Origin of the sequence: Nocardia sp. NBC_00565 (genome assembly GCF_036345915.1) — a bacterium.
In the GTDB taxonomy this organism is placed as follows: Bacteria; Actinomycetota; Actinomycetes; order Mycobacteriales; family Mycobacteriaceae; genus Nocardia.
In genome coordinates this window covers 2,641,645-2,656,276 of record NZ_CP107785.1, presented here as the reverse complement: position 1 = coordinate 2,656,276, position 14,632 = coordinate 2,641,645, and the positions used below count along the sequence as shown (strand labels likewise).

Below are 14,632 nucleotides of genomic sequence, written 5' to 3'. Positions count from 1 at the left end.
CATGACACTGACTCCCGTGCTCACCCGGTACTGGGACGACCCGCAGTCGTGGACCCTGGCGCACTACCGCAGCCACGACGGCTATGCGGCGCTGCGCAAGACCCTGCGCATGCAACCCGGCCAGGTCATCCAGACCATCAAGGACGCCGGCCTGCGCGGCCGCGGCGGCGCGGGCTTCCCGACCGGCATGAAGTGGAGCTTCATCCCGCAGGGCACCGGGCCCGACGGCGTCACCAAACCGCACTACCTCGTGGTCAATGCCGACGAGTCGGAACCCGGTACCTGCAAGGACATTCCGCTGATGCTGGCGACCCCGCACACCCTCATCGAGGGCGTGATCATCGCGGCGTATGCGATCCGGGCGGCACACGCGTTCATCTACGTGCGCGGTGAAGTGGTGCCGGTACTGCGTCGGCTGCAGGCCGCGGTCGCCCAGGCGTACGAGGCCGGATTCCTCGGCAAGAACATCCTGGGTTCGGGCTACGACCTGGAGCTCATCGTGCACGCCGGTGCCGGCGCGTACATCTGCGGTGAGGAAACCGCACTGCTGGATTCGCTGGAGGGACGGCGCGGCCAGCCCCGGCTGCGGCCGCCGTTCCCGGCCGTCGCGGGCCTCTACGCCTGCCCGACGGTGGTCAACAACGTGGAATCCATTGCCAGCGTGCCGCCGATCATCCTGAACGGCGTCCAGTGGTTCCGCTCCATGGGCAGTGAGAAGTCCCCCGGGTTCACGCTCTACTCGCTGTCGGGCCACATCGCCCGACCCGGCCAATACGAAGCGCCCCTGGGAATCACCTTGCGGGAGTTGCTGACATACGCCGGTGGCGTGCGCGCCGGACACCAGGTGAAGTTCTGGACACCCGGTGGTTCGTCGACGCCGCTGTTCACCGACGAACACCTCGATGTGCCACTGGACTACGAGGGCGTCGCCGGGGCCGGATCCATGTTGGGCACCAAGGCATTACAGATCTTCGACGACACCACCTGCGTGGTGCGCGCGGTGCTGCGCTGGACCGAGTTCTATGCCCACGAATCCTGCGGCAAGTGCACGCCGTGCCGTGAGGGCACCTACTGGCTCGTGCAGCTGCTGAAGCGGATCGAAGCGGGCCGGGGCACCGAATCGGATCTGGAGAAGCTCCTCGACATCAGCGACACCATCAACGGCAAATCGTTCTGCGCACTCGGAGACGGCGCGGCCAGCCCGATCATCTCCTCGCTGAAGTACTTCCGCGATGAGTATGTCGACCATTTGCAGCTCGACGGCTGTCCGTTCGATCCCGCGCGATCCACTGCTTGGGCCGAAGGAGTTCAATGACCGCCACCGTGAACGCCAGCACCAGCGGAGTCGTGCCCGCCGATCTGGTCACCGTCACCATCGACGACACCACCGTCAGCGTACCTGCGGGCACCTTGCTGATCCGAGCCGCCGAGCTGATCGGCATCCAGATCCCGCGCTTCTGCGACCATCCGCTGCTCGATCCGGTGGGTGCGTGCCGTCAGTGCCTGGTCGAGGTGGAGGGCCAGCGCAAACCGGTCGCCTCCTGCACCATGGCCGTCGCCGACGGCATGGTCATCCGCACCCAGCTGACCTCCCCCGCCGCGGACAAGGCGCAGGAGGGGGTGATGGAGCTACTGCTCATCAACCACCCGCTCGACTGCCCCGTCTGCGATAAGGGCGGTGAATGCCCGCTGCAGAACCAGGCGATGTCCAGCGGTCGGTCCGAGACTCGGTTCGACGGTGTGAAACGCACCTACCCCAAGCCGATTCCGCTGTCCACGGCGGTGCTGCTGGACCGGGAACGCTGCGTGCTCTGCGCCCGCTGCACCCGCTTCGCCCAGCAGGTTGCCGGGGATCCGTTCATCGAGCTGATGGATCGCGGTGCGCTCGAACAGGTCGGCATCGCGCAGGCCGAACCTTTCGACTCCTACTTCTCCGGCAACACCGTGCAGATCTGCCCGGTCGGCGCGCTCACCGGTACCAGCTACCGGTTCCGGGCCCGCCCGTTCGACCTGGTCTCGAGTCCGAGCGTATGCGAGCATTGCGCCTCGGGCTGCGCGCAGCGCACCGATCACCGGCGCGGAAAAGTGTTGCGCCGCTTGGCCGGTGACGACCCGCAGGTCAACGAGGAATGGAACTGCGACAAGGGGCGCTGGGCCTTCACCTACGCCACCGAACGCGACCGGCTCACCACGCCGTTGGTGCGTGGCTGGGACGGCAACCTCGCCCCCGCCTCCTGGTCCGAGGCACTGGCCGCCGCGGCGGAGGGACTCGCCTCGGCCTTCGGCAGCGCGGGTGTACTGGTCGGCGGCCGCGTCACCGAGGAAGACGCCTACGCCTACGCCAAGTTCGCCCGAATTGCCCTCGGCACCAACGATATCGATTTCCGCGCCCGGGTGCATTCGGTCGAGGAAGCGGATTTCCTCGCCGCGCGCATCGCCGGACAGGGCGTCACCGTCGACTACGACGCCGTCGAGAAAGCACCGGTCGTCCTGCTCGTCGGACTCGAGCCGGAAGAGGAATCGCCGATCATCTACCTGCGGCTGCGCAAGGTCGCACGCAAGCGCGGGATGCCGATCTTCGCGCTGGCCGCCTATTCCTCGCGCGGCCTGGACCGGATGTCGGGCACCCTGCTGCAGGCCGTGCCCGGTGCCGAACCGCATCTGCTCGACGCATTGCGGACCGGCGAAATCACCACCGCCGGAACCGATTCCGCCGAGTTGTCGACGGCAGCGCAACTGCTGCGGCAGCCCGGTGCGGTCGTGCTGGTCGGTGAGCGGATGGCCGGGATTCCGGGCGCACTGTCCGCCGCGGTCCAGCTCGCCGACGAGACGGGTGCCGCGCTGGCCTGGGTGCCGCGGCGGGCGGGCGAACGTGGTGCGGTCGAGGCGGGCGCACTGCCCGGTCTGCTGCCCGGCGGTCGCCCCGTCGTGGATCCCCGTGCACGCCAACAGGTTCGCGCCATCTGGAACGTCCCGGACCTGCCGGTGACGGTCGGTCGCGACACCAGCGCGATCCTGGAGGCCGCACCCACCTTGGGCGCGTTGGTCATCGGCGGTATCGATATCGCCGATCTGCCGGACCCGCAGGCCGCGCTCGACGCCATCGACGCTGCCCGCTTCGTGGTCAGCCTGGAGCAGCGCGACAGCGCCGTCACCGATCGCGCCGATGTGGTCTTCCCGGTGGCCACGGCGATGCAGAAGTCCGGCACCTTCCGCACCTGGGAGGGCCGGCCACGGCAATTCGAGGCCGCACTGGGTGATTCGATGGTGCGCCGCGAACCCGCACCGCTGTCGGATCAGCGGGTGCTGCAGGCCATCGCCGACGAGATGAAGGTTGCCCTCGGCCTGCCCGACACCGAATCCGCGCGGGCCGAACTCGCCGAACTCGGCGCCTGGGACGGCCCGCCGGTCGCCGCACCCGCACACCGTCCGCATCCGGTCACCAAGCCCAATCCCGGCACCGCGATCCTGTCCGGTTGGCGAATGCTGCTGGACCAGGGCCGCATGCAGGACGGCGAGCCGAACCTGGCGGGTGTCGCGCGACCACCGGTGGTGCGCCTGTCCCCCACCACCGCCGCCGAAATCGGTGCGGTCGACGACGATCCGATCGTCGTCGCCACCGATCGCGGCACCGTCACGCTGCCGCTGCTGATCACCGATCTGCCCGATCGGGTGGTGTGGCTGCCGTTGCACTCGCCGGGCTGCTCGGTCAACGAACAGCTCGCCACCCAGCCGGGCGGCGTGGTGCAGCTGCACCGCGCCGACGAGAGGATGAAGGAACACCGCCATGAGTGAGCGAAGCGAACGAATCATCGGCGCAGCGTGCTTCGCTCATGCCGGAGCCGAGCGAAGCGAGGCGCAGGCATGAGTGATCTGACTCTTTTCGGCCACGACCCGCTGTGGCTTGTCATCGGGAAATCCCTGGCGATCTTCGCCTTCCTGCTGCTCACGCCGCTGATGGCGGTGTATCTGGAACGCAAGATCGTGGCCTGGATGCAGATGCGCGTCGGCCCGAACCGCGTCGGCCCCAAGGGCACGCTGCAGGCCCTCGCCGACGGCGTGAAGATGGCATTGAAGGAAGACATCATCCCGGCGATCGTCGACAAGCCGATCTTCATTCTGGCGCCGGTCATTTCGGTGGTGCCCGCGTTCATGGCGTTCGCGGTCATCCCGATGGGTGGGGAAGTATCGGTCTTCGGCCATCGGACCGCACTACAGCTGACAGATCTCCCGGTCGCGGTGCTCTACATCCTCGCCATCACCTCGATCGGCGTGTACGGCATCGTGCTCGCCGGTTGGTCCTCCGGCTCGACGTATCCACTGCTGGGCGGATTGCGCTCGACCGCGCAGGTGATCTCCTATGAGATCGCGATGGCGCTGTGCTTCGCGACGGTGTTCCTGCTCGGCGGCACCATGGCCACCTCCGGCATCGTCAAGGCACAGGAAGGCACCTGGTACGTCTTCCTGCTGCTGCCGTCGTTCCTGATCTACTGCGTGTCGATGGTCGGTGAGACCAACCGCGCGCCCTTCGATCTGCCCGAGGCCGAGGGCGAACTGGTCGGCGGCTTCCACACCGAATACTCCTCCCTCAAATTCGCCATGTTCATGATGGCCGAATACATCAACATGGCAACGGTTTCCGCGCTCGCCACCACCTTGTTCCTCGGCGGCTGGCACGCGCCGTTCCCGATCAACCTGTGGGACGGCGCGAACTCCGGCTGGTGGCCGGTGCTGTGGTTCACCGCCAAGATGTGGACGTTCCTGTTCGTCTTCATCTGGTTGCGCGGCACCCTGCCGCGGCTGCGGTATGACCAGTTCATGAGTCTCGGCTGGAAGTTGCTGATTCCGACCTCGCTGCTGTGGGTGATGCTGGTCGCCACCGCCCGCCTGCTGCAGAACGAGGGCTACCACGTGCAGACGCCGTTCCTGGTGATCGGCGGGCTGATCATCTCCGGGCTGATGGTGCTGATGTTCCTGCGGGCGGGGCGCAAGCAGGGCGCACCGCCGACCGTCGAGGAACCGAGCCGATCCGACAGTGGCGCAGTGTTCCTCGGGTTTCCTACACCGCCGCTGCCGGATCCATCGACCCGGCGTCCCGAGCCCAAGGCCGGCTTCCTGGAACCGCTGGCCGGTTTCGCGGTCACCTTCACCACCATGTTCAAGAAGTCCAATACCGAGTCCTATCCGGAACAGAAGGTGCCGACCGCGCCGCGCTATCACGGCCGCCATCAGCTCAACCGGCACTCGGACGGCCTGGAGAAGTGCATCGGCTGCGAGCTGTGCGCGTGGGCCTGCCCCGCGGACGCGATCTACGTCGAGGGCGCGGACAACACCGAGACCGAACGCTTTTCGCCCGGTGAACGGTACGGGGAGGTCTACCAGATCAACTATCTGCGCTGCATCGGCTGCGGGTTGTGCATCGAGGCGTGCCCGACCAGGGCGCTGACCATGACCAACGAATACGAGATGACCGACGACAACCGCGCCGATCTGATCTATGAGAAGGACAAGCTGCTCGCGCCGCTGCAGCCCGGTATGACCGCGCCACCGCATGCGATGTATCCCGGTGCGACCGAAGGCGATTACTACCGCGGCAACATCCCGGGCGGCGATATCCCGAATTCCGACACCACCAGGGAGCCTGCGGGCGCGGAAGGAGGCGTGCGGTGACCGAACTGATCCTGGCCGCCGAGCCGTTGACCCACACCTCCACCGGCGAGACCATCCAATTCTGGATCCTGGGCCCGCTGGCCATCATCGGTGCGCTCGGCATGGTCTTCGCGGGCAAGGCCGTGCATTCGGCGATGTGCCTGGCCGCCACCATGATCGTGCTCGCCACCTTCTATATGGCCCAGGACGCGCTGTTCCTCGGTGTCGTGCAGATCGTCGTCTACACCGGCGCGGTCATGATGCTGTTCCTGTTCGTCCTCATGCTGGTCGGCGTCGACTCCCCCGAATCGCTCGGGGAAACGCTGCGCGGGCAGCGACTCGCGGCGGGCGCGGTCGGCCTCGGCTTCGGGCTGCTGCTGATCAGCGGCATCGCCAATGGCATCCGCAACTCCGGAGTCACCTACCCGGCCAAGGGATTCGCGTATCAGGATGTGATCGGCCAGCTCGCCGAGCTGATCTTCGTCCGGTATGTGTGGGCCTTCGAACTCACCGGCGCGCTGCTGATCACCGCGACCATCGGGGCGATGATCCTTGCGCACCGGGAGAATTTCGGGCCGCGCCTGGATCAGCGGGAGCTCTCGCGCCGCCGGTTCCGCGGTGACTACGACCCCACCCGGCCGTCGGATCGCGCCACCCCGCTGCCGACGCCAGGCGTGTACGCCAGGCACAACGCGGTCGACATTCCGGCACGGCTGCCGGACGGTTCGTTCGAGGAACTGTCGGTCAGCACGATCCTGCGGCACCGCCGCACCAGGGCACTCGAGGAGGCCGCCGTCATCTCGGTCGGCGCCACCCCGACATTCGCTGTCGAGGCCCCGTACGAACCCGAAACCCCCACGGCCGAAACCGGTCCACACAGTGACGATTCGACGCAGGCTGACGAGGAAGGCACCCGGTGAATCCTGAGAACTACCTGTTCCTGTCCGCCCTGCTGTTCACCATCGGCGCGGCCGGTGTGCTGCTGCGGCGCAACGCCATCGTGGTGTTCATGTGCATCGAACTGATGCTCAACGCGGTGAACCTGACCTTCGTCACCTTCGCCCGGCTGCATTCGAATCTGGACGGTCAGGTCTTCGCATTCTTCACGATGGTGGTGGCCGCCGCCGAAGTCGTTGTGGGGCTTGCCATCATCATGACCATCTTCCGCGCCCGCCGTTCGACCTCGGTCGACGACGCCAACCTGCTGAAGTTCTGACGTGGATACCGCAACGCTCTGGGTGCTGCCCGCGCTGCCGTTGGCCGGGGCCGTCATATTGCTGCTGGTCGGGCGCTACAGCGATAAATGGGGTCATCTGCTCGGCTGTGCCACCGCGCTGGCCTCGTTCGGCTTCGCCGTCGTGGCGTTCTTCGATATGCGCGGCCGCGACGACGCCGCCCGCGCGATCCACAAGGACCTGTTCAGCTGGGTCCCCGTCGACGGCCTCCAAGTCGACTTCAGCCTCCAATTGGACCAGCTGTCAGTCTGTTTCGCGCTGCTGATCACCGGCGTCGGATCGCTGATCCACATCTACTCCGTCGGTTATATGAGCCACGATCCGGGGCGGCGGCGGTTCTTCGCCTACCTCAACCTGTTCCTCGCGGCCATGCTGCTGCTGGTGCTCGCGAACAACTACCTGGTGCTCTACCTCGGCTGGGAGGGCGTCGGTCTCGCGTCCTACCTGCTGATCGGGTTCTGGTACCACAAGCCGACCGCGGCGACGGCGGCCAAGAAGGCGTTCGTGGTCAACCGGGTCGGCGATATGGGGCTCGCGCTGGCCATGTTCACCATGTTCGCGACGTTCGGCTCGATCAACTTCGGCGAAGTGTTCGCGACCGCGCCGCAGGCGAGCGAAGGCACGCTCACCGCGATCGGATTGCTGCTACTGCTCGCCGCGTGCGGTAAGTCCGCGCAGGTGCCGCTGCAGTCCTGGCTCGGGGATGCGATGGAGGGTCCGACTCCGGTATCCGCGCTCATCCACGCCGCGACCATGGTCACCGCCGGTGTGTATCTGATCGCGCGGTCGGGCCCGATCTTCGACCTCGCGCCCAACGCGCGGCTCGGGGTAGTGCTGGTCGGTGCGGTGACGCTGCTGTTCGGCGCGATCGTCGGTTGCGCGAAGGACGACATCAAGAAGGCGCTGGCCGCCTCGACCATGAGCCAGATCGGGTACATGGTGCTGGCGGCGGGGCTCGGCCCAGCCGGATACGCGGTCGCCATCATGCATCTGCTCACCCACGGCTTCTTCAAGGCCGGGCTGTTCCTCGGCGCGGGCTCGGTGATGCACGCGATGGACGACGAGACCGATATGCGCCGCTACGGCGGACTGCGCAAGCTGCTGCCGGTCACCTACATCACCTTCGGGCTCGGCTATCTGGCCATCATCGGGGTGCCGCCATTCGCCGGGTTCTTCTCCAAGGACCGCATCATCGAGGCGGCGTTCAACCAAGGCGGCGCAGGCGGTTTGGCGCTGGGCACGGTGACGCTGCTCGGCGCGGGGCTGACCGCGTTCTACATGACGCGCGTGATGATGATGACCTTCTTCGGCGAACGCCGCTGGAAGCCCGACACCCATCCACACGAGTCACCGGCGGTGATGACCGGACCGATGATCCTGCTCGCGATCGGCTCGGTCGCCGCTGGCGGGCTGTTCGTGCTCGGCTCATCCCTGCAGAACTGGCTCGAACCCGTTGTCGGGGCACATCACGGCGAGGAAGTCGTGCCCGCGGGCGTCGTCACCGCACTCGCCCTGCTGGTTGTCGCCGTCGGCATCGGCTTCGCCTACAACCAATTCGCGCAGCGCGAAGTTCCCGAGACCGCACCCGAAACCGTGTCGGCGCTGACCATCGCGGCCCGCAAGGACCTCTACGGTGACGCCTTCAACGAGGAGGTGTTCATGCGCCCCGGCGCGTATCTCACCCGGGCGCTGGTCTTCCTCGACAACCGCGGCATCGACGGGATCGTCAACGGGACCGCCGCACTGATCGGCGGATTGTCCGGGCGGATCCGCCGAGTGCAGTCCGGTTTCGTGCGTTCCTACGCCCTGTCCATGTTCACCGGCGCGGCCCTGGTGGCCGCAGCCCTGCTGGCAGTGAGGCTCTGGTGAGTGACTTTCCCTGGTTGACCACCCTGTGGGTGTTGCCGATCGTCGGCGCGGTGGTCGTGCTGCTGCTGCCCGCGGCACAGCGCACCCTCGCGCGCGGCCTGGCCTTCGGTGTCGCGTTGGCGGTGCTGGTGCTCGGCATCGTGCTGGCCGTGCGCTTCGAACCCGGTGGGGCGCAGTACCAGTTCGTCGAATCCCATGAGTGGATTCCGGCCTTCGGCGCGGGCTACACGCTCGGGTTGGACGGGATCGCATTGGTATTGGTGCTGCTCACCGCGGCACTGGTGCCACTACTGATCCTGGCGGGCTGGAACGACGAACGCGAGGTCGGCAGTGGACGCCGAGTCGCGCACACCTACGTCGCGTTGACCCTGCTGGTCGAGGCGATGGTGCTGATTTCGTTCGTCTCACTGGACATCCTGCTGTTCTACGTGTTCTTCGAGGCGATGCTCGTCCCGATGTACTTCCTCATCGGCGGATTCGGCCCGCGCAGTGCGGACCTCGCGCATCGTCAGCAGCGCTCGCGGGCGGCGGTGAAGTTCCTGCTCTACAACCTGTTCGGCGGTCTGATCATGCTGGCCGCGGTGATCGGGTTGTATGTACTCACCGCGCGTGAGGGTCTCGGATCCGGCTCGGCAGGCACCTTCGACTTCCGCGCGGTGGTCGCGGCGGCCAATGCCGGACAACTCGGCGCGGGTCCGGCGGTATTGAACGCGCTGTTCCTCGGGTTCATGTTCGCCTTCGCGGTGAAGGCGCCGCTGTGGCCGCTGCACACCTGGCTGCCGGATGCGGCCGTCGCGGCGACGCCGTCCAGTGCGGTGCTGATGATGGCGGTGGTCGACAAGGTCGGCACCTTCGGCATGCTGCGGTACTGCCTGCTGCTGTTCCCGGACGCCTCGAGCACCCTTGCGCCCCTGGTGATCACGCTCGCGGTGATCGGCATCATCTACGGCGCGCTGCTCGCGATCGGGCAGACCGACGTGATGCGGCTGATCGCCTACACCTCGATCTCGCACTTCGGATTCATCATCCTCGGCATCTTCGCGATGACCAGTCAGGGGCAGACCGGGGCCACGCTCTACATGGTCAACCACGGCATCTCGACCGCGGCGCTATTCCTGATCGCGGGATTCCTGGTGTCGCGCAGGGGAACTCGGGCCATCGCGGCCTACGGCGGCGTGCAGAAGGTCGCGCCGGTGCTGGCGGGAACCTTCTTCATCGCCGGTCTGGCCACATTGTCACTGCCCGGACTCGCACCGTTCGTCAGCGAATTCCTGGTGCTGTTGGGCACATTCACCCGCTACGGATTCGCCGCGGTCATCGCGACCGGCGCACTGGTGCTGGCGGCGCTGTATGTGCTGTGGATGTACCAGCGGATGATGACCGGGCCGGTCAAGGAGGGCAACGAACGCCTCTACGACCTGGTGCCACGAGAACTGGCCGTGGTGGTGCCGTTGATCGCCGCACTGCTGTTCCTCGGCATCTACCCGAAACCGGTGCTGGACTTCATCAATCCCGCGGTGGGCCAGACGCTCACCACCATCGGTGTCCACGATCCCGCGCCGAAGACGCCCGCGATCCCCGAAGCCGGCCCGGCCGGGGCCGATCACGGAGGTGCCCACAAATGAGCAGTCCGGCAATGCTTCTCGCGGCGAGTATGCCCGCGCCGAGCATCGAATACGCCAAGCTCTCGCCCATGCTGATCGTCTTCACCGTCGCGGTGATCGGGGTGCTGGTCGAGGCGTTCGTGCCGCGCCCCTACCGGTATGCGACCCAGGTGCCGCTCGGGTTGGCCGGATTGGTAGCGGCGCTGGTGGCGGTGGTGCGGTTGTCGGGGACCGAGGCGACCGTGATGGTCGGCGCGGTCGCCATCGACGGCGTCACCCTGTTCCTGCAGGGCACGATTCTGGTCGTATCGATTCTGGCGCTGATGTTCATGGCCGAGCGTGGCGCGGAGCCGCGGCCGCAGGGCCGTTCCGGGCCGGGTACCTGGAGTTTGGCCGCGGCAACCGTCGGTAGCGGGGTGGACGCGTTCACCCCGCAGGCCTCCGCGGTGCCGGATAGTCCGGGTGAAATGGCCGCCGTGCGTGCAGGTGTCGCGACCACCGAGGTTTTCCCGCTGGCCATGCTGGCGATCGGCGGTTTGCTGCTGTTCCCGGCGTCGAATGATCTGCTCACCATGTTCGTCGCGCTCGAGGTGCTGTCGCTGCCCTTGTATCTGCTGTGCGGGATGGCGCGGCGCAAGCGGCTGCTCTCCCAGGAAGCGGCGCTGAAATACTTTCTGCTCGGGGCGTTTTCGTCGGCGTTCTTCCTCTACGGCGTCGCGCTGCTGTACGGGCAGGCGGGGACGGTCAAGCTCGGTGGTATCGCCGATTCGATAACCCAGCATCCGCAGAACACCACGTTGGCGTTGCTCGGTGTAGCGATGTTGGCGGTGGGGTTGTTGTTCAAAATCGGCGCGGTGCCGTTCCAGTCCTGGGTGCCCGATGTGTATCAGGGCGCGCCGACCGCGGTCACCGGGTTCATGGCCGCGGCGACGAAGATCGCGGCTGTCGGTGCCCTGCTGCGGGTGCTGCAGGTCGCCGTGCCGGGACTGCGCGACGACTGGCGCCCGGTGCTGGCCGCCATCGCCATTGCGACCATGGTCATCGGTGCGGTCATGGCCATTACGCAGACCGATGTGAAGCGGATGCTCGCGTACTCGTCCGTTGCGCATGCCGGGTTCATCCTCACCGGTCTGGTGGCGGCCAACGAGGCCGGCACCAGAGCAATCCTGTTCTACCTGTTGGCCTATGGTCTGGGCACGCTCGGCGCGTTCGCGGTGATCAGCCTGGTCCGCGACGCCTCCGGCGAGGAAGCCACCGCCATGTCGCAGTGGGCTGGTCTCGGCCGCCATTCCCCGTGGCTGGCAACAGTTTTCGCGCTGTTCCTGCTTTCGTTCGCGGGTCTGCCGCTCACCAGCGGTTTCGTCGCCAAGTTCGCGGTCTTCCAGTCCGCGGCCGCAGGTGGCGCGACGTATCTGGTGATCATCGGTGTGATCTCCAGTGCCATAGCGGCATTCTTCTACATCCGGGTCATCGTCCTGATGTTCTTCACCGATCCACCCGCGGACGCGCCTGTGGTCGTCACCCCGTTCCTGACCACGACGGTCGTCGCCTTCACCACGGGTGCCACGGTGCTGCTGGGCATCCTGCCTCAGTCGGTGCTCGATCTGGCCGATCGCGCTGCGACTTTGGTGCACTGACCGTACGCTGAATGGACACCGCCGCATCCCTTCGGGTGCGGCGGTGTCCATATTCGCAGCGGATCGCGCTTGTCAGCTGAATAGCCCTGCCGGTCGTATTGCGGCATACAGCAGCATGTCCCGTCGGACGCCGCCGATCTCCTCGTAGCTGTGCAGCAGGCCCTCGCGGAGGTAGCCGCCGGATTCCGCGACGCCGATCGAGCTGGTGTTCCATGGCTCGATGTAGAGCTCGATGCGGTGCAGTGTGGGGATTGTCCAGGCGAAGGCGGTCACAGCTTGCACGGCGGCGGTGGCAAAGCCTCGACCGCGGTGCTGTGGGGAGACCGAATAGCCCACTGTCGCACGACCTTTCGGCAAGTCGGGCAACCATAGACCGACACCGCCGACGGCGTTGTCGGTTTCGGCATCCGCGATCGCGAATGCGAAGCCGAGCCCTTCGGCGTGCCGGCCGCGTTGCCGGTCCACCCATTCTTCGGCTTGGGTGGCGGTCGGAAAGGCGGGCAGGCTGCCGATCTGCGGGATGTAGGGGTCTTCGCCCATCTCGATGGCGAGGTGCGCGTCCGCGGCGGTGTACTCGCGCAGGAGCACCGGGCCATAGGCCGGCGATGTGCCGGGCCAGGGCGGTAGCGGCGGTGTCACGGTATCCCCAGCTATGGCGTCAGCACCCATTCTTGCCCCGAATCCGCGGGAAATGGGTGCTGAGTGCAAGGTCAGTGCAGGTATGACGCGCCATTCACATTCAGCACCGCGCCCGAGCTCCAGGTCGCTTCCGGTGCCGCGAGATAGCACACGGCCGAGGCGATTTCCTCGGGTGCCGCGACGCGGTCGAAGGGGCTTTGGGCGCGGACTTCGTCGGTGACGCGGTGCGAGACGCGTTCGGTGGCGACGAAGCCCGGGGCCACCGAGGCGACCGCGATTCCGTAGGGGGCCAAGTAGACCGCGAGCGATTGGCCGAGGGCGTGCACGCCCGCCTTGCTGGCGCCGTAGGCCGGGTAGTCGGGTTCGCCGCGGAACGCGCCGCGCGAGCCGATGTTGATGATGCGGCCGGGCACCGCCTTGTCGATCATGTGCCGGGCCGCGCAGTAGGAGATGTTGGCGGTGCCGAAAAGGTTGACGTCCACAGTCTTTCGCCACACCTCCTGCCATTCGGCGTAAGAGGTCGTTGCCAGCGGATGCGGCAGGTTCACCGCCGCATTGTTGACCAGCACATGTACGGTGCCGAGCCCCTCGATCGCCGCGGCCACGATCGCCTCCGCCGCCTCCGGCGAACCGATATCCCCATCGACGAGCACATGCCCGTCACCGGGCAGCCGCCGCAACGTCTCCTCGGCATCCGAGCGACCGGAAGCATAATGCACCGCCACCCGATCCCCCTGCTCCGCGAACGCCACCGCGACCGCCCGCCCGATCCCCCGCGAAGCTCCCGTAACCAACACGCCCCGACTCATCCGTAGATCACCATCCCTCCACCCTGCCATCCCCCAGTGATCACCCCGGCGTTGGCCAAGTAGATGAGTGGGCGGGCCGAAGGATAAGAACGATCGTCTGTGACCCACCTTCCGAAGCCCGATCACGGCGGCCGATACCTTGCCGAGTTCATCCGCGGCCTTACCTGAGCCATGCGGCATCCCGATGCCAGTTCACGGCCTGATCCAGTTGCGGCGAAGCCTCTTTCGGCGCAACCGCAGGGCCTCGCGGGGGATGGCCGAGCCCCGCCTAGTGTCGCACCGCGAACGTAGCCGCGGCCGCTCGAATCGCGCTACGAGGTACTGCCGAGAACCTCGCGGAACCGGACGGCGAATGCGGCCGGGTCGTCGACGAATCCGGTGTGGTCACCGGGGAATATCGTCGGCGTGACGCCGATGCGTTCGCCGAGTGCCCGGGACGCGCGGTCGCACAGCTGACCTGTCGATTCCACGCCGATGCCGATGACGACGCGAGTCGGAGTCGTCTGCAGCACAGCGATATCCGGCTCCCACGTGGTGGTGCCACGCAGCTCGTGGTTGAACCAGTAGCGCTCGCTGGCCGTCTGGCGCGGGTCGCGTTCGCCGCCGAAGATCTGCTGCAGCACCGGTTCCGGCATCATGATGTCGGCGTTGGCCATGAACTTGCGCCACGCGCCGACCACATCGCCGGTGCGATAGGTGGCGATCATCTCCTCGGTGTTGGCGCGCAGGTGGTCGCGGTCGTCGAGCAGTTCGTTGAGCGGGGGTTCGTGAGCGATGACGGTGGTGACCAGATCGGGCTCGGATTGGGCCAGGGCCAAGGCACTGACCGCGCCGCCGCTGGACCCGAAGACGACCGCCGGACCGATGCCGAGGTGGGCGATGAGCCCGGCGAGGTCGTCGGCGCGCAGTTGTGGGGTCGAGTCCTGCTCCGGGTCGGCGAGCACACTGCCCTGGTGGCCGCGCGGGTCGGTGGTGAGCACGGTGCGGTCGGTGGCGAGCAGTTCGGCCAGCGGCGCGAAGGCCGCCGCGTCCATCGGGGCGCCTACCAGCACGACCAGCGGGCCGGTACCGCGCACCTCGTAGTGCAGCCGCGCGCCGGGCACATCGAGGGTGTGCACGGCGGCGGTCGAAGTCGGGCTCATCAGGTCTCCTCGAGTAGTCAGATGTCTCCGTGAATGTGGACCGCCGCG

General features: G+C 66.9%; 11 protein-coding genes. 8 read left to right on the top strand and 3 right to left on the bottom strand.

The features are described 5' to 3' along the window. Position 1: 1 nt before the first annotated feature. The 8 genes from nuoF (at position 2) to nuoN (ending at position 11,994) form a co-directional block, all read left to right on the top strand. Entirely contained in the window at positions 2–1,315 is a 1,314-nt protein-coding gene (nuoF, locus tag OG874_RS12765; protein ID WP_330255339.1) for an NADH-quinone oxidoreductase subunit NuoF, read from the top strand. Beyond that, complete coding sequence (locus OG874_RS12760) at positions 1,312–3,795, top strand: NADH-quinone oxidoreductase subunit G (protein ID WP_330255338.1); 2,484 nt, start codon at positions 1,312–1,314, stop codon at positions 3,793–3,795. Before nuoF ends, OG874_RS12760 begins: the two co-directional genes overlap by 4 nt. A gap of 69 nt (positions 3,796–3,864) precedes the next feature. Further along, positions 3,865–5,670 (top strand): NADH-quinone oxidoreductase subunit NuoH, encoded by a 1,806-nt coding sequence (nuoH, locus tag OG874_RS12755; RefSeq protein WP_442943337.1) that lies wholly within the window; start codon positions 3,865–3,867, stop codon positions 5,668–5,670. Next, positions 5,667–6,569 carry an NADH-quinone oxidoreductase subunit J gene (locus tag OG874_RS12745; protein WP_330255337.1) on the top strand — a complete coding sequence of 301 codons (903 nt, stop codon included), beginning with the start codon at positions 5,667–5,669 and terminating at the stop codon, positions 6,567–6,569. The genes nuoH and OG874_RS12745 overlap by 4 nt, the downstream gene beginning before the upstream one ends. Further along, entirely contained in the window at positions 6,566–6,865 is a 300-nt protein-coding gene (gene nuoK, locus OG874_RS12740) for an NADH-quinone oxidoreductase subunit NuoK (protein WP_330255336.1), read from the top strand. The genes OG874_RS12745 and nuoK overlap by 4 nt, the downstream gene beginning before the upstream one ends. 1 nt (position 6,866) lies before the next feature. Continuing rightward, positions 6,867–8,753: an NADH-quinone oxidoreductase subunit L gene (nuoL, locus tag OG874_RS12735; protein WP_330255335.1), complete on the top strand. Its 1,887-nt coding sequence runs from the start codon at positions 6,867–6,869 to the stop codon at positions 8,751–8,753. Further along, on the top strand, positions 8,750–10,378 hold the full coding sequence (locus OG874_RS12730; RefSeq protein WP_330255334.1) for an NADH-quinone oxidoreductase subunit M: 1,629 nt from the start codon (positions 8,750–8,752) through the stop codon (positions 10,376–10,378). Before nuoL ends, OG874_RS12730 begins: the two co-directional genes overlap by 4 nt. Then, complete coding sequence (nuoN, locus tag OG874_RS12725; RefSeq protein WP_330255333.1) at positions 10,375–11,994, top strand: NADH-quinone oxidoreductase subunit NuoN; 1,620 nt, start codon at positions 10,375–10,377, stop codon at positions 11,992–11,994. Before OG874_RS12730 ends, nuoN begins: the two co-directional genes overlap by 4 nt. A 72-nt stretch (positions 11,995–12,066) precedes the next feature. Here nuoN and OG874_RS12720 read toward each other — a convergent pair whose 3' ends face one another. From OG874_RS12720 to OG874_RS12710, 3 genes are all read right to left on the bottom strand, one after another. After that, a complete protein-coding gene (locus OG874_RS12720; RefSeq protein ID WP_330255332.1) occupies positions 12,067–12,633 on the bottom strand; it encodes a GNAT family N-acetyltransferase in 567 nt (188 codons plus the stop codon). Between the two features lie 71 nt (positions 12,634–12,704). Continuing rightward, positions 12,705–13,430: an SDR family NAD(P)-dependent oxidoreductase gene (locus OG874_RS12715; RefSeq protein WP_330255331.1), complete on the bottom strand. Its 726-nt coding sequence runs from the start codon at positions 13,428–13,430 to the stop codon at positions 12,705–12,707. 323 nt (positions 13,431–13,753) lie between these two features. Continuing rightward, positions 13,754–14,584, bottom strand: coding sequence for an alpha/beta fold hydrolase (locus OG874_RS12710; RefSeq protein WP_330255330.1), 831 nt, complete (start codon positions 14,582–14,584; stop codon positions 13,754–13,756). Positions 14,585–14,632 lie beyond the last annotated feature (48 nt).